This is a genomic window from Paenibacillus sp. FSL R10-2771 (genome assembly GCF_038000205.1).
GTDB lineage: Bacteria > Bacillota > Bacilli > Paenibacillales > Paenibacillaceae > Paenibacillus_AQ > Paenibacillus_AQ phytohabitans.
Map to the genome: position 1 here is coordinate 2,243,045 of NZ_JBBOBM010000001.1, position 20,281 is coordinate 2,263,325.

Consider the following 20,281-nt stretch of genomic DNA (forward strand, 5'->3'; position numbering starts at 1 on the left):
GATGAGAGTAATCAGAACAATTGCACAGCTGCGTGAAGCGCTGGAATATATGCGTCAAGGCGGCCATGGGCCGGTCGGTTTTGTACCTACCATGGGTTATCTGCATGAAGGCCATGCCAGCCTGCTGCGCGCAGCAGGTGAGAAGAGCGGCACAGTGGTGATGAGTATATTTGTCAATCCGCTGCAGTTTGGTCCTAATGAAGATTATGCTTCCTATCCCCGCGATGAGCAGCGTGATCTGGCGCTTGCTGAACGCGAGGGTGCGGATATTGTGTTTATCCCTAGTGTCGAGGAAATGTACCCTCAGCCGATCCGCACGGGAGTTTCGGTGTCTTCCCTTACAACACAGCTCTGCGGAGCTTCGCGTCCGGGTCACTTCGACGGAGTGACTACGGTGGTCAGCAAGCTGTTCAATATTGTACAGCCGGATTATGCCTTCTTCGGATTGAAGGATGCCCAGCAGGTAGCTGTTCTCCGCCGGATGGTGGCGGACCTGAATATGAATGTTGAAATTATCGCCTGCCCGATCGTGCGGGAAGAAGACGGACTGGCCCTCAGCTCACGCAATGTCTATCTGAGCGCTGAAGAGCGCAGACAGGCACTGGTGTTGTCCCGTTCCCTGCGCGAAGTCCGCCAGGCACTGGAGAACGGCAAGGTGAGAACGGTGGAGGAGGCCCGGGCGCTGCTGGTTTCAGTTATTGCTGAATCCCCGCTTGCGGTCATCGATTACGCGGAAATCCTGACTTTCCCGGATCTGGAGAGCCTGGAAGGCGGCGGTAAGCTGAGTGCTGCCGGCGGAGAGGTGATTATGGCACTTGCCGTGAAATTCGGCAGAACCCGCCTGATCGACAATAATGTATTTATTCCCAAGGAGGCTCACGCTCTTGTTTAGACATATGATGAAATCCAAAATTCACCGTGCTACCGTCACCGAAGCCAATTTGAATTATGTCGGCAGCATTACCATAGATGAGAATCTGATGGAAGCCGCGGATTTGCTGGAGAACGAGAAAGTGCAGATCGTGGATAACAACAATGGTTCCCGGCTGGAAACCTATGTAATCCCAGGCCCGCGCGGCAGCGGCGTTATCTGTCTGAACGGTGCAGCCGCTCGCCTCGTGCAGCCGGGGGATACCGTTATCATTATTTCTTACGCCATGCTGTCATCCGAAGAGCTGGCGGACCATAAGCCGACCGTTGTATTTGTAGATGCCGACAATCAGCCGGTGAAGCTGGCGGATCATGAGATTCACGCGACGATTGCCTAAAACCCACTGTTTGAGCCATGTAATCAATGGCAGGGATGAAGACACCCCGACTTGTGAAAAATGAAGTCAGGCAAGCTTAAGCTGAATTCATTATCAGTAAGGGTGGGATGTCCGGTGTTTCAACATTTATTTGCTGAGATGAACAAGATGCTGCAGGAGATCAGTGCTGACTATCCTACTGCGGAGGGTGCCCGCCGCAACGACCTTTTATCCAAATATAATATGCTCCACAGGATCAGCGATGATGTAATGGATGAATGGCTGGCCTTTGCCGAGAAGCTTAGCCAGTTCCGCAATCAGGCAGATTTTCAGCCGCAGCCGGAGCAGGAAATACCTGAGGAGGAAGCGCCAGAGCTTGCTATGGATGCTTTTGTCAGGGGACAGGGTTATTATAAGCTGCTTATGTACCGCAAATGTATCGAACAGTTCAAGGAAGTCACTGCCCGGCACCCGGACAGTCTGGCTGCCCGGCTGTATCTGGCTATGGCTTATCTGCAGGAGGGTGAAGGGGAGACGGCTTGGGGGCATCTGAATCATATGCTCGGCCTCATCCGTGAAACGAAGCTGAAGGCGATGATTTATAATGCGCTTGGCTGCATCAGAGCTTCTCAGGAACGTTTTAATGAAGCAAGTGAGCTGTTCAGCCTTTCTCTGCTGCATGATCCCGCTCTTCCTGAGCCGAACATTAACCTGGAGGTTTGCCGCAAGCGGGGCGGGAAGCTTCAGTTCGGACAACAGCTGGTCTCGCTTTTATAATTAATTTTCATCCGTTTAAGCGATGCAACCTACTTCACCAGGGGTGTGCATCGCCTTTTTTCGTAACTTCTGTTATGCTGATAAAGAGTCTCAAGTGAAAGGGAATAGAACTTATAATGAAATTTGCCGTGCTTGATTTTGAAACTACGGGAACCCAATCTGTGGGAGAGATCATCCAGGTTGGCCTTGCCATTATAGAGGAAGACAGGTCCATCTCCCGGGTGTATGGTTCCTATGTCAAGCCCGGAGCACCCATTCCTCCTTTTATTACGGGCTTGACCGGAATTACAGACAGTGATGTGCAGGATGCGCCGGAACTTGATGAGATGATGATGGAACTGGTGCCGCTGCTCGATGATGTTGTGCTGGTTGGACATAATGTGGCGTTTGATTTTCATTTCTTGCAGAATGCGCTGGACCGCTGCGGTTATTTGCCGTTTCAGGGCCGGATTCTGGATACTATCGATTTTCTCAAAATATGCTTTCCCTCGCTGACTACCTATCAGCTTGGGTCCGTGAGCAGCCATTTCGGCCTTACGCATGAGCGTCCCCATCAGGCGGACAGTGATGCCCTCGCAACTGCTCTTGTGCTGCTGAAATGTCTGGAGGAGCTGGACAGCCTGCCTCTCCTGACCATCCAGCGGCTCAATGAGCTGTTCGCCGATGAAGACAGTGACCTGGCCTGGTATTTCGATGGTCTGCAGCGTGAGCGCGAAATGGAGACCTTCCAGCCGGAAGGAGACCTGACCTTCTACCGGCAGCTGGCCCTTGCTGTAGGCGACTGGGCAGAGCTGGCTCCGCCTCGGGAGGAAGGATCTGACAACCCGCTGCAGAATATTACCTTCGGGGAGTATATGGAAGAGGTAACCAAACGTCTGAAGGACACCCTTCCGCAATATGAGAGCCGTGAAGCCCAGGAACTGATGATCCAGGAGGTCATGACGGCGCTTGATCAGGATAAGCATCTGCTGATTGAAGCAGGAACCGGCACCGGCAAATCGCTGGGCTATCTGCTTCCGGCCATTTATCACAGTGTCCGCAGTAATCAGAAGGTCATGGTCAGCACGCATACGATCAACCTCCAGGATCAGCTGCGTGAGCGCGACATCCCTCTTTTGACGAGTGTTGTGCCCTTTCCGTTCAAGGCAGCGATCTTTAAGGGGAGAGGACACTATTTGTGTCTCCGTAAGTTTGAACATAGAATTAATAAAAGGGACTTCACAAGTCCCAGGGAAGAAGCGCTTACGGCCGCGCAGATGATGGTCTGGCTGACCCAGACGGAGACCGGCGATGATGAAGAGCTGAACTTAAGCGGGCGCGGCGGTGATTTCTGGGAGACCGTAGCCAGTGATACCGACTCTTGTCTGGGACGCTCATGCCCTTGGTTCAGGAAATGTTATTATCACCGGGCCAAGCATGAAGCCGGGATTTCCGATGTGGTGGTGACTAACCACTCCAAGTTATTCGCAGATGTTAAGGCCGGGCATCAGCTGCTTCCGGCTTACGAGCATCTCATCATTGATGAGGCGCATCATCTGGAGGACATTGCCGGCAAACATCTCGGAATGCAGATGAAATATTTCACCGTGGCGCATACGCTCACCCGTCTGTACAAGGACAGCCGGAGCGGACAGCTGCCTGCCCTGCGCCAGACCCTGCAGTCGTCCGGCAGTGAGCAGGCTTCGGAATGGAGCGGTGTTATCGACCGGATCTATCCGGATCTGCTTACCGTCAAGGAGTCCTGGGATACACTTAGCGACAAGCTCTTCGGCCTGCTGCCTGAACGCAGCGATGCCGGAGCCGGTGAAGCCGGCCAGCTTGTCGCACGCCTGCAGCCGGGCAAGAAGCCCAAAGAGTGGGAGGAGCTGGCTGCTCTGGAGAATACACTCCATCTCAGCTTGAGTGATATCATCCGCAAGGGTGATAAAATGCTCAGTGAGATGCGTGATACGGACAGCCAGTCCTCTTCGGACAGTCTTGTGACGGATATCGGCGGGTTGTTCAAGGACCTGGCCTCCATCCGGGAGCAGATCCGTTTCTTTATGGGACTGAATGACGAGAATATCGTCTACTGGCTGGAGGGGAGCGGCAATTACCGCGGCAAATCGCTGCAGATGTATGCCGTTCCGGTGGATGTGAGCACCCAGCTCAGGGAGCTGTTCTTCGACAAGAAGAAGAGTATCATCCTGACCTCGGCCACCTTGTCTGTGGATAAGTCATTCCAGTTCATGATAGATAATCTCGGTCTTGGTGAGGCTGCAGAGCAGGGCCGTCTGATGACAGCCCTGCTTCCGTCGCCGTTCAAATACCGTGAGCAGGCACTGCTTGTCATTCCCCGTGATTTCCCGAGTGTCAAGGGAAGCATAGGGGATGCCCGCTTTGTGGATACACTGGTCCATTCTCTGGCAGAAACTGCCGTGGCTACCCGCGGGCGGATGCTGGTGCTCTTCACCTCCTACAAGATGCTGCGCCAGGTCTATGATCCGCTGAAGGAGGCCCTGGCTTCGCAGGATATCGCGGTGCTTGGACAAGGCGTAGAAGGCGGCAGTCGGAGCAAGCTGATCCGGCGGTTCCAGGACAGTACAGCGTCAGTCTTGCTGGGTACGAGCAGCTTCTGGGAAGGTGTAGACATTCCCGGTGAAGCTTTGACCTGTCTGGCCATTGTCAGACTTCCGTTCCAGCCGCCTAATCATCCGCTGGCTGAAGCGAAGTCGGAGCTGCTCCAGGCACAGAAGAAGAATCCGTTCATGAAGCTGTCCGTCCCGCAGGCCGTAATCCGCTTCAAGCAAGGCTTCGGGCGGCTGGTCCGCACCGCGCAGGACCGCGGAATCGTTATTGTATATGATACCAGGGTAATCGAATCTTATTATGGGAAGTATTTCCTGTATTCGCTGCCCGGTCCCAAGATGGAGCATATGCTGACGGATCAGATCGTTCCGCGGATTGCAGAATGGCTTGAAGAAGGCGGGGTTTAATAATCCGTCTCCGGTTGATATTATGTATAAGTAATTATTGTTCTGAAGTCCCGTGCTCCACTGCTGCTGCCCAAACGGGCAGTAGTACCCGGAGCATGGTTCCTATAACCGGCTTATCAAGCAGCATATGCTATCAAACCTAAGTGAATGCTTACGAAGCGAGTTTTGCGAAGTTGAATCAAGCAGCATATGCTATCAAAACTTTTAGGAGGAGAAAACATGAAATCGGATAAAATATCGGAGGCCGTCGTTCGCAGACTCCCAGTGTACCTGCGTTTCCTGAACGATCTCCAAAAACGTGAAATCTCAACAGTTTCTTCTCAGGAGCTGGGACAGAAGCTTGATCTCAACCCCGCCCAGATCCGCAAGGACCTGGCTTATTTTGGTGATTTCGGCAGAAAAGGCATTGGTTATGATGTCTCTTATCTGATTGAGAAGATCAGGCATATTCTCAAGCTGGACCAGCAGATTAATGTAGCTCTGGTAGGTGCAGGTAATCTTGGCCACGCCTTGTCGAATTACAATGCTTACTTGAAGGATACGATGAAGATTACAGCTGTATTTGATGCTTATGAGCCTAAGGTAGGCCAGCAGATCAACTCGTTGACTGTTCAGCCGATGAGTGAGCTGGGGGATACCATCCGTGCACAGGGCATCCGCATCGGGATTATTACCGTTCCGGACAGTGAAGCACAGAACGTTGCTGACATTCTGGTGGATTCGGGCATTGAGGCGATCCTGAATTTTGCGCCTGTCATTCTGAAGACTCCGGCCAATATCCGGATTCATGCCGCCGATTTCACTACGGATCTGCAGAGTCTGGCTTATTATTTGCATGACGGAAAGGACGAAGCTGAAGATGAGCAGCAATAAAACCATTATTAAAAACGGGCGTTTTCTGGTGCCTGGCAGCGAAGAGCCGGTGCTGAGCGGTTATATGACCATCGAAAATGATCTTATTACTTACATAGGTGAAGATAAGCCTGTAATTGAAGAGGATGCCGAGGTTATTGACGGCAGCCGGCTGCTGTTCATGCCGGGTCTCGTCAACACCCACGGCCATGCGGCGATGTCACTGCTGCGCGGCTACGGCGATGATATGGTACTGCAGGCTTGGCTGCAGGAAAAAATGTGGCCGATGGAAGAGAAATTCACCGGTGATGATGTGTACTGGGGAACCTCTTTGTCCGTTCTTGAGATGCTGAAGGGCGGCACTACGACCTTCCTCGATATGTATGACCATATGGACCGGGTTGCTGAGGTTACCGAGCAGTCAGGCATCCGTGCTGTACTTATGCGCGGTGTTATTGGCCTTTGTCCGGAAGAGGTGCAGAATCACAAGCTCGCGGAGGCGATTGCTTTTGCCCGGAACTGGCATGGCAAGGCTGACGGCAGAATTACTGCAATGCTCTCGCCGCATGCGCCTTACACCTGTCCTCCGGAGTTTTTCATGAAGTTTGTCCAGGCGGCTCATGATCTTGATCTGCCGATGCACACGCATATGTCCGAAACGCGTCATGAAGTGGAGCAGAATGTGGCCGATTACGGCCTGCGTCCGGTCGCTCATCTGGAGAAGCTGGGAATGTTCACCCGGCCGTCCCTGATCGCCCATGGTGTTCATCTGAACGATGAAGAGATTGAGATTCTGGCCCGCCACAATGTTGGTGTATCCCACAATCCCGGCAGCAATCTGAAGCTGGCCAGCGGAGTAGCCCGTGTTCCTGAGCTTCTTAGAGCAGGAGTTAAGGTCTCCCTGGGTACGGACGGTGCGGCAAGCAACAACAACCTGGATATGTTCGAAGAAATGCGGCTGGCCGCGCTGATCCACAAAGGTGTAAGCGGTGATCCTACAGCAGTACCGGCTCCAGAGGCGCTGCTGATGGCGACCGAATATGGTGCACAGTCTATTTTCCTGAACCAGGTAGGCCGGCTTGCAGCAGGGATGAAAGCCGACTTCATTGCGATTGATATTGATCAGCCGCACTTGCTGCCGCATACCGATCTTTTGTCCCATGCGGTATATTCAGCCAGTGCCAAGGATGTGGAGCATGTCTGGGTGAACGGCAAACAGGTTGTGAAGCACGGACAATGTCTGACACTAGATGAAGAAGCTATCCGCCGCAAAGCGCAGGAAACGTTCGAGGGACTGCTTAAACGGTAATACAGGTTTAAAGGGAAAGGAAGCTGCATGTTGAAGAAGAGGAGAAAATGGCTTCCGCTGGGGATTTCCCTGGTTCTGCTCCTTCTGTTCGGACTAAGCCAGTTTTATGCCTACATTATGAAGGATCAGTGGAACGAGCGGAGTGAAGCCAAAGAGATTGCCAGAGCGCGGGCCGGCTTAACTGAGGTAACCAAAGCACAGAAATCCGTCTGGGATGAAAATGCGATATACTGGGTGCTTACCGGAAAAAATGATGCAGGAACCGAGCTGATGGTTTGGGTCCGTTTTACCAAGGAAGGCCAGCCAGCCGGAGGCGCCAACGATTTATACGCGGAGGAGCTCAGCAAAGGGACTTCTGAGGCGCAAATCCGTGATATTATAGCTGCCCAGCTTCCGGGTATTACGATTAAGCGGCTGCTGCCGGGAGTGTATAACGGAGAATATGCCTGGCAGCTGTTCTACAAAAAGGACGGCAGGTTCTATTACAGCTTCTATCGCTTCACAGACGGCAGTGCCATCGGTGAAGGGTACAGCCTGCCCAACCGGTAAGCGGCAGCAAGAATGGTCTACAGCAGGAGCGGGAGGACAGTTGAACTGTTCTCCCGCTTTTTATATTAATATAAGCCGTAATTTAAAAGGTTCTTCAAGGGAGAGAACAATCAATAACTATTCTTGGACTTGTGGCCTACTTGGAGCTATGGCTTAATAATAGGGGAGGAATAGATGAATCCATTTCGATGGCATGACAGCTGGATAGCATTAATCAGTATATACGATGATGCATACCGGATTGTCATATCGGAAGTATTCATTCCCGGCATCTGCTTCATACATAATTGACATTCAGGAGGATCATAAATTTGGAAATTCTAGCCTATTTAGATCAGGCGGTAACGTTGTTCAAAGAGGAGCTGGGGGCAAATTTGTCCGGGATTTATCTGCACGGTTCGCTGGCCATGGGCTGTTTTCATCCGGATAAAAGTGATATTGATCTGCTGATTGTCGTACACGACAAGCTGCCTGTAGAGGTCAGCCGGAAACTGGCCAAGAAAGTGATAGCTTATCACGACAGTCTGCCGAACCGGCGCGGGGTTGAGCTAACTATTGTATTGAAGAAATATTTGAAGAACTTTGTGCATCCGACGCCCTTTGAGTTTCACTTCTCGGACTTTCATCTGGACCGGTACAGAAATGATGAGCATTATCTGTGTGGCGGGTTTGAGGACAGGGATCTTGCGGCTCAATTTGCCGTAGTCTATCAGCGGGGATTTATTCTGTACGGCGAGCCTATCCGCGAAGCGTTTCTGCCGGTAGACCGCCAATACTACCTCGATTCTATCCTTGGTGATATCGGAGATGCTGCTCAGCAAATCATAGATTCTCCAGTGTACTACACACTGAATTTGTGCCGTGTGCTGTATTTTGTGCGGGAAGAAGTTGTGTCTTCCAAAAAGGAAGGCGGGGAGTGGGGCCTGCAGCATTTGCCGTCCAGCTATCACGGGCTGCTGAAGCACTGCCTTGAAGAATATAGCGGTGTGGCGAGTGACAGCAGTTACGACCCGGAGTTATTAATTGATTTTGCAGAATACATGGCCGGCGAAATCAGACAGCACCAAGCCAAGGTGTAAATTCAAACTAACAATGAGTGAAGCGGACTGAGATTCCGTTATCTTGTTCATTTAAGCCCGAAATGGGGTGTATTTGTTAATTAACGGAATCTGAGTCCGCGCCAGCGGCAGACCAGCAAAAGGCGGATTATATTGAAGGGTCGACCTTAATAAAGAGGCAAAGCCCCTTCAGCTTTGGAACTGGAGGAATTAATGCGACTCCTAAGTCCATGTCCTACAAAAGAGAGCACCGCAGGCATTTATTTGCCTACAGGGTGCTCTTTTTCGATATCCTTACCGGCAAAGCTAATTCTGTACACATTTATTGCCGATAAGAAAGATAATCTACTGAAACATCCAGAAATTAGTATCAAAAATTTTAAATATATTCACACTTTTATGTAAAATCGTATATACACCTGTGATATACTACTACTTGTATCAGGACATGCTTAAGAGCATGTCAGTCTCGGAAGGGCGCTAGACACGCTAGATTGGTCATTATTATAGATTTATGTTCGGTCATTTTTGAGAGGAGGACGTTTCTTGAAACTGCGTCTTATGCCTGTACTGCTAACGTCTCTGCTGTCCGCTGCATTGTTATTCGGTGGCTGGTATTCGTACCGCCAGTTCGCTGTGCAGGAGCCGCTGCAAAAACTTGTATCATCCTATGAGGGAGTGAAGGATTCCCATATTAGTATTAAACGCAATGAGGTCACTTTGAAACTTGATTTGCAGCCGGGCACGAAATTACGTGAGCTCGTGCAGTATGTATCCAAAGAGGGCAGCTCAGCTATCAACGGCCGCACGCTCAAATTGGATGTCGAACAGAACTCCAGCGCTTTGCTGGATGAGTATTGGGATAAAGCCATGTTCTCGGTTGCAGAGGCGATGGAGAGCCGGAAGTATACATTAATCCCTGCCAAGCTGGATGGTCTGAAGACGCAAGACAGCAAGTACAGCGGGGTTATAGCAACAACGGAAATTGATGACAAGAATGTGTATGTGAGTCTGAGCAACGGTAAAGAGAGTAAGTTCATCATTCTGCCGCGTGCGGCGGCTACGATGGGAGTGTGGAACAATGCCTAAGTATTGGAAAGAGGTCCTGGCCGGATTTGTTCCGGTCATGCTGATTTTTATGGTTTTTGTCGGGATTAACATTTTCCCTGTAATTATTGCCTTCGGCATGGTCGCTGCCCTCCTGTTTATTGCCCACGCACGCGGCGGTCTGGCGGTAAATGCAGGTGCAGATAAGAAACGTAAGAAGAATGGGCCGTCCAAGCTGACTTTTGAGGAAATCGGCGGCCAGGACAACGCTAAACAGGAGCTGCGGGAAGCACTGGACTTTCTGATCCGGCATGAAGAAATCAGCAAATTCGGGATTCGCCCGCTGAAGGGGATTCTGCTGACAGGGCCTCCGGGAACCGGTAAGACGCTGATGGCCAAGGCTGCGGCACATTATACCAACTCAGTATTTGTGGCTGCATCAGGCAGTGAGTTTGTGGAAATGTATGTCGGTGTCGGTGCAGGACGTGTCCGCGATTTGTTCAAGGATGCCCGTACCCGTGCGCTTAAGGAAAATAAGCAAAGTGCCATTATATTTATTGATGAGATTGATGTCATCGGCGGCAAGCGTGAAGGCGGGCAGCAGCGTGAATACGACCAGACGCTTAATCAGCTGCTGACCGAGATGGACGGGATCTATAACAATGAAGCCCCGCGCATTCTGCTGGTAGCAGCAACGAACCGCAAGGAAATGCTGGACTCCGCACTGCTGCGTCCGGGCCGGTTCGACCGCCACATCCAGGTGGACATGCCGGACAAGAAAGGCCGCAAGTCGATTCTCGATCTGCATGCCAAGAACAAACCGCTGCATGAAACGGTAAGCTTGGATAAAATCGCCGAGGAAGCTTATGGCTTCTCGGGTGCACAGCTGGAAAGCGTGATGAATGAAGCAGCGATTTACATGATGCGTGAGAATCTGACCCAGGTAGAGCAGCGTCATCTCTCGATGGCGATTGATAAAGTCATGATGGGTGAGAAGACCGACCGGGAAACGAATCATGAGGAGAAACAGCGGGTAGCGATTCATGAGCTGGGACATGCTATTATGGCTGAGCTGCTGCGTCCGGGAAGCGTTAGCCAGGTTACTCTGACTCCGCGCGGACAGGCTCTCGGGTATGTAAGACATAATCCGCAGACCGAACAGTATCTGTACACGAAGGATTATCTGGAGAATCAGATTATGATTGCCCTGGGCGGAGCAGCTGCCGAAGAGATGTATTACGGCGGACGCAGTACCGGTTCACGCGGAGACTTTGACCAGGCGCTGAATATTGTCGAAACAATGATGAAATCGGGACTTACCTCCCTCGGGATTGCTAATCTGCAAATGGTAACCACTGAAGAGCTGATGAAAGAGAATAGTAAAATACTGGATGAGCTAATGGTCCGCACGAATGACCTGCTGATTAAGCAAAGAAATGTATTTGATTACTCTCTTGACATTTTAATGAAGGAAGAAGTTCTCTCCGGGGAGCAATTTCGTTGTCAATTTCGTGACAGTGTCCTTTTACCGGCATAATTCTTTATGCCGGTTATTTTTTTTTACTTTTCAGACATGCTAAGATATCATTATATGTCGGGCTACATATTTTTTTCGACAGACAAGGTACAATACAAAAGTATAGATACCTGAAAGGATGGAGACTTTTAAATGAATTTTAAAAAGATCGGTGTCATCGGCGGTGGCACAATGGGACAAGGGATTGCTGAAATGCTGGCAGCCAAGGGCCTGGATGTAATGCTGGTGGAGAAAACTGCAGACAGACTGAACTACTCCTACGAAATGATCGAGACCAGTCTCGACAAACAGCTGGAGAAATGGGCCATTACCCAAGCGGAGAAGAAACTGATTCTTAGCCGTATCCAAAAAGTGACACATTTTGCTGAACTGAGCTCCTGCGATATGGTCATTGAGACCATCGTTGAAGATCTGGAAGCGAAGCAGAAGGTATTCAATCAGCTCGATCAGGTGTGTCCGAGCCACATTATCCTTGCCAGCAACACGTCAACTTTAAGCTTGACTGAGCTTGCAAGCTCGACAATGTATCCGGAACGCGTAATCGGCATGCACTTCATACATCCTGTAGCGAAGGTTGATCTGGTTGAAATCGTGCGCGGATTGAAAACTTCCGACAGCACCTTTGAAGATACCAAAACCTTTGTTGATGAGATCGTTGAGAAAAAAGGCGTAATGATCTATGAATCCCCGGGATTTGTAACCTCACGCCTCATTTGCCTGTTCATTAACGAGGCTATGCATGTGCTGCAGGAAGGTGTCGCTTCTCCTGAAGATATTGATGATGCTATGCGCATTGGCTACCAGTTCCAGAACGGACCGCTTGAAATGGCAGACCGTTTCGGTCTGGATTCTGTTCTTGCTGCACTTGAGAACATGTTCCGTGAATACGGCGAACTCAAGTACCGTCCTTCCACGATTCTTAAGAAGATGGTACGTGCAGGACAACTGGGTGCGAAATCGGGCGAAGGCTTCTTCAAGTATGACAAGGATGGTGACCGTGTATGAATATCTTAGTTATTAACTCCGGCAGTTCTTCATTGAAATACCAGCTGTACAACATGACAGATGAATCTGTACTGGCCAAAGGTCTGGTAGAACGTATCGGGATGGATTCCTCCATTCTGAACCACAAACCAACCGGCAAACAGGAAGTAACTGAAGTAAGCGAAATTCTTGAACACAACACGGCAATCCGCAAAGTGCTTGCTTGTCTGACTGACAAGGAACATGGCGTAATTGCTTCCACCGACGAGATCAATGCCGTAGGGCACCGCGTAGTACACGGGGGAGAATTCTTCAAGGCTTCCGCACTTGTAGATGCAGATGCGAAGACGAAGATCCGCCAGCTGTTTGACCTTGCGCCGCTGCATAACCCGGCTGCTATGATGGGGATTACAGCGACTGAAATTAATATGCCAGGTGTGCCTCAGGTTGTTGTATTCGATACTGCCTTCCACCAGACGATGCCTGAGAAGGCTTATATGTATGCCATTCCGAGAGTGCTGTACAACAAATACAAAGTCCGCCGCTACGGCGCGCATGGTACCTCCCATGATTTCGTCAGCAAAGCTGCTGCAGATTATCTGGACCGTCCGCTGGGCGAACTGAAGATTATCACTTGCCACATCGGTAACGGAGCCAGCGTGACTGCAGTTGATGGCGGCGTGTCGGTGGATACTTCCATGGGTATGACTCCGCTGGAAGGCCTGATGATGGGTACACGCAGCGGTGACCTTGACCCGGCAATTGTTCCTTATGTGATGAACAAGGAAGAGCTGTCTGTCGGTGAAGTGAACTCCATGCTGAACAAGCACAGCGGACTGCTGGCTATTTCTGGCGTTAGCAGTGACATGCGTGATATTATTGACGGTGCGGAGAAAGGCGAGGCTAATTCTACGCTTGCTTTTGAAATGTACGAGTACCGTTTGCGTAAATACATCGGTTCTTACGCAGCTGCAATGAACGGCGTAGATGTAATCGTGTTTACTGCCGGTGTGGGCGAGAATGCTTCCCTGCTGCGTGAAAAAGTACTGAACAATCTTACGTTCCTCGGAATCGAACTGGATGCAGAAGCTAACAAGGTCCGCTCCGGCGATCCGCGCCGCATCTCTACGGCTGGTTCCAAGGTTCAGGTGCTTGTGGTTCCGACAAACGAAGAGCTTGTCATTGCACGTGATACTTACAGTATTGTGCAAGGAATTAACGGCTAAATTAGAGGAGAGATCTTAGGCATGGCTAACAAGAGTGTAATCAAGAATGTGAATGAGCATGTTGGAGAGAGTGTTGTTATCGGATGTTGGGTTAACAACAAGCGCTCCAGCGGTAAAATTCAGTTCCTGCAGCTTCGGGATGGTACAGGCTATATCCAGGGCGTTGTGGTGAAATCGGAAGTACCTGAGCAGGTCTGGGATGATGCCAAGAGCCTTACCCAGGAAAGCTCGCTGTATGTTACCGGAATTATCCGTGAAGAGCCCCGCAGCCAGTCAGGTTATGAAATGACGGTTACAGGTATAGAGGTATTGCATCTTACTGAGAATTATCCGATTACGCCCAAGGAGCATGGTGTTGACTTCCTGATGGACCACCGTCATCTCTGGCTGCGTTCTTCCAAGCAGCGGGCAGTAATGGTGATCCGTGCAGAGATTATCCGTGCGGTTCAGCAATTCTTCAATGAGAGTGGATTCACGAAGGTTGACCCGCCAATTCTGACTCCAACGTCAGCTGAAGGCACGACCAACCTGTTCCATACGAAGTATTTCGAAGAGGATGCGTATCTGACCCAGAGCGGACAGCTGTACATGGAAGCTGCAGCAATGGCTCTCGGACGCGTATATTCCTTCGGACCTACCTTCCGTGCGGAGAAATCCAAAACCCGCCGCCACTTAATCGAGTTCTGGATGATTGAACCGGAAATGGCGTTCACAGATCATGAAGAAAGCTTGCGTGTGCAGGAAGATTTCATCAGCTTTGTGGTGCAGTCCGTACTTACGAACTGCCGTGCCGAGCTGGAGGCGGTTGGCCGCGATGTCTCGAAGCTGGAGAACATCAAAGCGCCGTTCCCGCGTATTTCCTACGATGATGCAATCAAGTTCCTGAATGAAAAAGGCTATGAAATCGCCTGGGGCGATGATTTCGGTGCACCTCATGAAACGGCTATTGCCGAAATGAGCGACAAGCCGGTCTTCATTACCCACTATCCGGCTTCGTTCAAAGCCTTCTACATGAAGCCGCATCCTGAGCGTCCGGAAGTGGTGCTGTGCGCGGATATGATCGCTCCTGAAGGGTATGGAGAGATTATCGGCGGATCACAGCGTATCGACGATCCGGCGCTGCTGGAAGCCCGTTTCAAGGAACATAATCTTTCGATGGATACCTACAAATGGTACATGGATCTCCGCACTTACGGTTCTGTTCCTCACTCCGGCTTCGGTCTGGGGCTGGAGCGTACCGTGGCCTGGATTTGCGGTCTGGACCATGTGCGTGAAACGATTGCCTTCCCTCGTACGCTGTACCGTCTTTACCCGTAAGGATGGGCAAAGGGGGCTTAAGTATGGACGGAAAAGGATGGAATACCTGGGGCGAAGGCGTAGCCTTCGGCCTGGAGAACGGAATGGCCGTCATTCCTTATGCACTCTTGAAATATTACCGGAAGCTGAATCTGACTGGCAGTGAGGCAATGCTGCTGATTCATCTGCTCTCGTTCCGGCAAGTGGAGGGAATTGATTTCCCTTCGCTTGAGGAGCTGCAGGCCGTAACCGGACGCAGTATCTCGGTTATTGCCGGAGAGCTGCAGAAGCTCATGAAGGAAGGATTCATCAGCATCGACGGAGACAACGACGAGCTGCGCGATATCCATTATGAGCGCTACAACTTCTCCGGACTGTATGGCAAGCTCGGTGCTTATCTGGCCGAAGTCTCGCAAGAGCATTCGCAGGAGAAGCGCAGCCGTGCTGAGAGTGAGCCGGGTTCCCGGGCTGCCGCCCATTATTCCGGATCACCTGCTCCGGAGGGCGGTTATGGCCGGCCGGCCGCGCCGGGGGGCACGGAAGCTGAGGAGAGCCGCAGCCTGTTCAGTATTTTCGAGAAGGAATTCGGCCGTCCGCTGTCTCCGATGGAATGTGAGTCCATTTCCGGCTGGGTCGATGAGGACCGGTATCCCGAAGAGCTGATTCTGCTTGCACTGAAGGAATCTGTCTTCGCCGGGAAAGTTCATTTCCGCTATATTGACCGCATTCTGCTGGAATGGGCCCGCAACAGGGTGAAGAATGCCCAGGATGTCAAAGCCTATTCCCAGAAGTTCCGCAGCGGCGGAAGATGAAATCATAACGTTACGATGCCTGTCATAGAATGAATTAAATTCAAGGGCAATGCTTTCCAGGGTACACCGGAGACAACCCCGCAGCTTACTGCGGGGTTGTCTTTTTGTATTATATATTGAGTTCAGAAAAGGGAGTGGAGCGTATGACCGAACGTAAAGAACCCAGGCAGATTCTTACGAAGGAAGAGCTGGTGGAACAATTAAGGGCTTGCGGGATCAAGGAAGGGCAGAGCTTGATAGTACATGTATCCCTCAGCCGTCTGGGTTTCGTGATTGGCGGGGCGGAGACGTTAATTCGTGCGCTGCTGGAGCTTGTCGGTGTGGACGGCACCCTGATGATGCCTTCGCAGACCTGGAAGAATCTCGACCCCCAGACGGGAGTGCACTGGGAAGAGCCTGCGGAGTGGTGGCCGCTTATCCGTAAATATTGGCCTGCGTACGACAAGGAGGTTACTCCGGCGATCGGGATGGGAGTAGTGGCTGAAATGTTCCGGAAATGGCCGGGAGCCACCAGGTCGGATCATCCGGCCCGTTCTTTTGCCGCGCTCGGCAAACATGCGGAGTATCTGGTAAAAGACCATGATCTGAGCAATATCTTTGGCGCCGGTTCACCCCTGGACAAATTGTATCAGCTGAACGGGCATATTCTTCTGATTGGCGTAGGCTACGACAAGAATACATCGTTGCATCTGGCCGAGACCCGTGCTGACTATCCGGGGAAGCAGATGGTTAATGAGAGCAGTGCTGTTCTGGTGGAGGGTGTCCGCAAGTGGTTAACTTACCCGACACAGGCAGTGGATGACAGTGACTTTGTCCCATTGGGGCAGGAGTATGAGCAGGCGGTGAATCTGCAGATTCACCGGGCCGGGAATGCAGAGGTAAGATTAATGGAACTCAGGTCATTGGTAGATTGGGCAACGGTTTGGATGGAGCAGCATAGGTAGGGGGAAGGCAGACAACAAATAGCCCGCAGCTGCTTCGGGGAAGCGGTCTGCGGGCTATTTTGTGGAGATAGGGCTAATGTAACATGAACAAATGCTAAAGAATTATTGCAGCTCTTTCTCCAAAGCCGATCCCATTTCACGGGAACGCTCGGCACAGCGGTTAACTGCAGCGATGACCGTTTCGAAGAAATCTCCGCGTTCCAGCACTTCAATCGCGGCTTGGGTAGAGCCGTTCGGCGAGGTGACCTTCTTGCGGAGCGCGGCAGGTTCTTCACCCGTCTGCTGCACCATCCGGGCAGCTCCCAGCACGGTCTGAACCGTAAGCTCGCGGCTCTGTTCAACCGGCAGTCCGCCGCGGATGCCGGCGGCAATCATGGCCTCCATCATGTAGTAGATATAAGCCGGTCCGCTGCCGGAAATTCCTGTTAAGGTTTCCATCCGCTCCTCATCAATAACGGCCGTTAACCCGACAGCTTCGAAGATATTAAGGGCTGTGCGGCGGCCCGGTTCGTCAACCTCCTTGGAGAAGGCTATGCCGGTTGCACCCAGGCCGATGGAGCTGGAGGTGTTAGGCATCGAGCGGACTACAGGCTGTTGTGTACCCAGCAGACCCTGCATAGTACGGATTGTCAGTCCGGCAATCACTGAAATTACGAGCTGATCCGGCGACAGCAGCGGACCCAGATTACGTAATGCTTCTGCGGCATCCTTGGGTTTCATCGCAAGCACAATTACGGGTGCTGTACGCAGAGCATCTGTTTTTTGTTCGGGATCATTGTAGCCCAGAACGCCATAACGGCTGCGCAGCTCGGCCAGACGTTCGCTGCTGCTGCGGTTTAGCATGATGATTTTGCCGGATTCCACTACGTTCCGGGCGATCATTCCGCGCACAATTGCCTCAGCCATCGAGCCTGCGCCATAAAAAACGATATTATGATTAATAAGTGGTATGGATGGTTGCTGACACATGGCTGGTAGTCCCCCTAAAAAGTTATGTTAACATATGAAGCATGAATACTTGATTATCCCCTAATTTGGCCGGAGCCATGGATAATATACTTGCTTGAAGTCAGCGCAGGCAACCCCATCGGGCCGCGGGCGTGCAGCTTCTGGGTGCTGATCCCGATTTCAGCACCAAAGCCGAATTCAAAGCCGTCAGTGAACCGGGTGGACGCATTATGATATACAGCGGCGGCATCCACTTCCTGCAGGAAGCGGGCAGCATTATCGGCATCCTCTGTCACAATACACTCGGAATGTTTGGTACTGAACTCGGCGATATGCCCGAGAGCCGCTTCAAGAGTGTCCACGATTTTGACGTTGAGAATATAGTCATTGTATTCTGTGGCGAAATCCTGCGGAGTAACCGGCAGAGCCCAAGGGACAAGAGCGACCGTATCCGGACACCCGCGCAATTCCACATGGACACCGCGGAAGGCCTCTGCCAAAGCCGGCAGATGACTGGCTGCGAATTCACGGTGGACAAGCAAAGTCTCCATGGAGTTGCAGACAGAAGGCCGCTGCGCTTTTGCATTCAGACTGATCCGCTGAGCCATACCGGGTTCGGCACTTGCATCCAGATAAGTATGGCATATGCCTGCACCTGTTTCAATTACCGGTACAGTGGCATTAAGCACCACATTCTGTATTAGTGAGCTTCCGCCGCGCGGAATGATGACATCCAGCAGGCCGTTCAGCTTCAGCATTTCATCTACGGAGGAGCGGTTGGGATCTTCGATCAGCTGCAGGGCATCAGGCGGCACTGCTGTACCCGCCAGTGCGCGGTGCAGAACCTCTGCAATCGCACGGTTCGAGGACAGGGCGGATGAGCCGCCGCGCAGGACCACGGCATTGCCGGTTTTGAGACACAGGCCGGCAGCATCAACGGTTACGTTCGGACGGGCTTCATAGATAATGCCGATAACGCCAAGCGGAACGCGGACCTTCTCAATAAACAGGCCGTTCGGGCGTTCGATGGTTTCCAGATTGTCACCAATCGGATCAGGCAGCACGGCAATCTGCTGCAAGCCCTCGGCTATGCTGTCAATCCGGCCTGCATCCAGTGCCAGCCGGTCGAGCATAGACTCCGGAGTGCCGTTTAGCCGCCCGCGCTCCAAGTCCTCGGCGTTGGCGGCAATAAGGTAATCCGCTTCGGCGCGCAAGGCTGCGGCCATGACAAGCAGAGCTTCATTCTTCTGGCCGGTAGTCAAGCTGGCGAGTACCCCTGTGGTCGCTTTGGCCAGCGTCGTTTTGTTTACCACTTCACTCATGACGATTCCCCCTAAAAGTTTTGTTGGCTTAACGCAGTGTAATCCATTCGTCGCGGTGGATAACCTCGAGCCGGTGCACTTCACCGAGCCTTGGGACAACCTCGCGGCTGGGAAGGCCCTGGATGCTGCGGAGCTGGGTATCATCATAATTGACGATGCCCCGTCCAAGCAGTTTGGCATCCGGGCCAAGTACTTCTACAACATCTCCGGAATGGAAGCTGCCCTCGATTCGTCTGACCCCGACCGGCAGCAGGCTATGCCCTCCATGCAGCAAAGCTTCTACCGCGCCGTCGTCAACATACAGGGAGCCCAGCGGGGTGGACATGAATCCAAGCCATTGTTTCTTGACGGGCAGGGAGGAGAGGGTCGTGGCAAAATATGTGCCTTTGCCAGTACCTTCAGCTGCCAGTGAAAGATCACCAGGCTCGGTAACTCTGCCCACAAAGACAGGAACGCCTCCCCGTGTGGCAATCTTGGCAGCATCGATCTTCGAACGCATGCCGCCAGTACCTACGCTTGAGCCTGCGCCGCCTGCGATAGCATAGATTTCCGGTGTAATCTCTTCTATATGCTGATACCGGACCGCATCCGGATGCTTGCGCGGGTCCCCGCTGTAGACGCCGTCCATATCCGTCAGGACCAGTAGCCGCGAGGCCTTCAGAAGATTGGCGACCAGCGCCGACAGGGTATCATTATCACCGAATTTCAATTCGTCCACCGATACAGTGTCATTCTCGTTGAACACGGGTACAGCGCCCAGCCGGAGCAGCTCCTCCACAGTCATCATGGCGTTGTTCATGGCGCGGCGGCTGCAGAAGTCCGTGCGGGTCAGAAGGATCTGTGCGGTAGGAATACCGTGCCGGGCAAAGGCCTCCTGGTAAGCCTGCATGAGCATAACCTGTCCTACCGCTGCTGCGGCCTGCTTCTCGTGCAGCAGCTTGGGGCGGGACGGGTAGCCGATAGCACGGAATCCTGCCGCCACCGCTCCTGAGGTAACCAGCAGGACTTCACAGCCTTGCTTGCGGAGTGCGGCAATCTCGGCGGCGAAGAAGGCGACCGCAGACCGGTTCAATCCGCCCTCAGGGCCGCTCAGTGAGCTGCTGCCGATTTTGACCACGATTCTTGTCGTCATTGTCTTTCACTTTCCTCTCCAATTTCAATCGCTGTCAGCCCGAAAATGACAAAAAGCCCCCATCCTTAGACTTAGCAAAGGACGAAAGCTTGGTTAACTTCCGCGGTACCACCTTCATTGATGAGGGTTCATCCGACTTCATTCTCGTAACGGGAGTATCCGTCCTGCAGGGCAGGCCGCTCGGGGGTAGGATTCGGAATGGACATCCGCGGTAAATTCTCCCAGCCTTCCGGAATTTACTCTCTGCACGCGAATCATTGTCAATT

At 52.0% G+C, this 20,281-nt stretch carries 18 protein-coding genes; 15 read left to right on the forward strand and 3 right to left on the reverse strand.

What is annotated here, in order from left to right:
* Window position 1: 1 nt before the first annotated feature.
* The 15 genes from panC to NSU14_RS09570 all read left to right on the forward strand — a co-directional run bounded on the left by panC (window position 2) and on the right by NSU14_RS09570 (window position 16,613).
* Window positions 2–892 carry a pantoate--beta-alanine ligase gene (gene panC, locus NSU14_RS09500; RefSeq protein ID WP_042138600.1) on the forward strand — a complete coding sequence of 297 codons (891 nt, stop codon included), beginning with the start codon at window positions 2–4 and terminating at the stop codon, window positions 890–892.
* Window positions 885–1,268, forward strand: coding sequence for an aspartate 1-decarboxylase (gene panD / locus NSU14_RS09505; RefSeq protein ID WP_039308797.1), 384 nt, complete (start codon window positions 885–887; stop codon window positions 1,266–1,268). Before panC ends, panD begins: the two co-directional genes overlap by 8 nt.
* 114 nt (window positions 1,269–1,382) lie before the next feature.
* Complete coding sequence (locus NSU14_RS09510) at window positions 1,383–2,024, forward strand: tetratricopeptide repeat protein (protein WP_042138598.1); 642 nt, start codon at window positions 1,383–1,385, stop codon at window positions 2,022–2,024.
* A gap of 116 nt (window positions 2,025–2,140) precedes the next feature.
* Window positions 2,141–4,999: an ATP-dependent DNA helicase DinG gene (gene dinG / locus NSU14_RS09515; protein ID WP_042138596.1), complete on the forward strand. Its 2,859-nt coding sequence runs from the start codon at window positions 2,141–2,143 to the stop codon at window positions 4,997–4,999.
* 219 nt (window positions 5,000–5,218) lie between these two features.
* Window positions 5,219–5,872, forward strand: coding sequence for a redox-sensing transcriptional repressor Rex (locus tag NSU14_RS09520; protein ID WP_039308806.1), 654 nt, complete (start codon window positions 5,219–5,221; stop codon window positions 5,870–5,872).
* The gene (locus tag NSU14_RS09525) at window positions 5,859–7,160 is read left to right on the forward strand and encodes an amidohydrolase (RefSeq protein WP_076243335.1); all 1,302 of its coding nucleotides are present in this window, start codon (window positions 5,859–5,861) and stop codon (window positions 7,158–7,160) included. The genes NSU14_RS09520 and NSU14_RS09525 overlap by 14 nt, the downstream gene beginning before the upstream one ends.
* Before the next feature lie 27 nt (window positions 7,161–7,187).
* The gene (locus tag NSU14_RS09530; protein WP_339302340.1) at window positions 7,188–7,709 is read left to right on the forward strand and encodes a cell wall elongation regulator TseB-like domain-containing protein; all 522 of its coding nucleotides are present in this window, start codon (window positions 7,188–7,190) and stop codon (window positions 7,707–7,709) included.
* A 311-nt stretch (window positions 7,710–8,020) separates the two neighbouring features.
* Window positions 8,021–8,788, forward strand: a complete 768-nt coding sequence (locus tag NSU14_RS09535) for an aminoglycoside adenylyltransferase domain-containing protein (protein WP_042138591.1) — start codon at window positions 8,021–8,023, stop codon at window positions 8,786–8,788.
* Between the two features lie 525 nt (window positions 8,789–9,313).
* Complete coding sequence (locus tag NSU14_RS09540) at window positions 9,314–9,856, forward strand: hypothetical protein (protein WP_042138590.1); 543 nt, start codon at window positions 9,314–9,316, stop codon at window positions 9,854–9,856.
* The gene (locus NSU14_RS09545) at window positions 9,849–11,351 is read left to right on the forward strand and encodes an AAA family ATPase (RefSeq protein ID WP_340944395.1); all 1,503 of its coding nucleotides are present in this window, start codon (window positions 9,849–9,851) and stop codon (window positions 11,349–11,351) included. Before NSU14_RS09540 ends, NSU14_RS09545 begins: the two co-directional genes overlap by 8 nt.
* A gap of 132 nt (window positions 11,352–11,483) precedes the next feature.
* Window positions 11,484–12,356: a 3-hydroxyacyl-CoA dehydrogenase family protein gene (locus tag NSU14_RS09550; protein WP_042138587.1), complete on the forward strand. Its 873-nt coding sequence runs from the start codon at window positions 11,484–11,486 to the stop codon at window positions 12,354–12,356.
* The gene (locus NSU14_RS09555) at window positions 12,353–13,561 is read left to right on the forward strand and encodes an acetate/propionate family kinase (RefSeq protein ID WP_039308826.1); all 1,209 of its coding nucleotides are present in this window, start codon (window positions 12,353–12,355) and stop codon (window positions 13,559–13,561) included. The genes NSU14_RS09550 and NSU14_RS09555 overlap by 4 nt, the downstream gene beginning before the upstream one ends.
* Before the next feature lie 21 nt (window positions 13,562–13,582).
* Window positions 13,583–14,878 (forward strand): asparagine--tRNA ligase, encoded by a 1,296-nt coding sequence (gene asnS, locus NSU14_RS09560; protein ID WP_042138584.1) that lies wholly within the window; start codon window positions 13,583–13,585, stop codon window positions 14,876–14,878.
* Between the two features lie 23 nt (window positions 14,879–14,901).
* The gene (locus NSU14_RS09565; protein ID WP_042138582.1) at window positions 14,902–15,669 is read left to right on the forward strand and encodes a DnaD domain-containing protein; all 768 of its coding nucleotides are present in this window, start codon (window positions 14,902–14,904) and stop codon (window positions 15,667–15,669) included.
* Window positions 15,670–15,812: 143 nt separating this feature from the next.
* On the forward strand, window positions 15,813–16,613 hold the full coding sequence (locus NSU14_RS09570; RefSeq protein ID WP_076243333.1) for an aminoglycoside N(3)-acetyltransferase: 801 nt from the start codon (window positions 15,813–15,815) through the stop codon (window positions 16,611–16,613).
* A 102-nt stretch (window positions 16,614–16,715) separates the two neighbouring features.
* Here NSU14_RS09570 and proC read toward each other — a convergent pair whose 3' ends face one another.
* The 3 genes from proC to proB are packed head-to-tail and all read right to left on the reverse strand — an operon-like array spanning window position 16,716 to window position 20,015.
* Window positions 16,716–17,582, reverse strand: a complete 867-nt coding sequence (gene proC, locus NSU14_RS09575; RefSeq protein WP_042138578.1) for a pyrroline-5-carboxylate reductase — start codon at window positions 17,580–17,582, stop codon at window positions 16,716–16,718.
* 53 nt (window positions 17,583–17,635) lie between these two features.
* Complete coding sequence (locus NSU14_RS09580) at window positions 17,636–18,883, reverse strand: glutamate-5-semialdehyde dehydrogenase (protein WP_042138576.1); 1,248 nt, start codon at window positions 18,881–18,883, stop codon at window positions 17,636–17,638.
* Between the two features lie 28 nt (window positions 18,884–18,911).
* Entirely contained in the window at window positions 18,912–20,015 is a 1,104-nt protein-coding gene (proB, locus tag NSU14_RS09585) for a glutamate 5-kinase (RefSeq protein WP_042138575.1), read from the reverse strand.
* Between the last annotated feature and the right edge of the window lie 266 nt (window positions 20,016–20,281).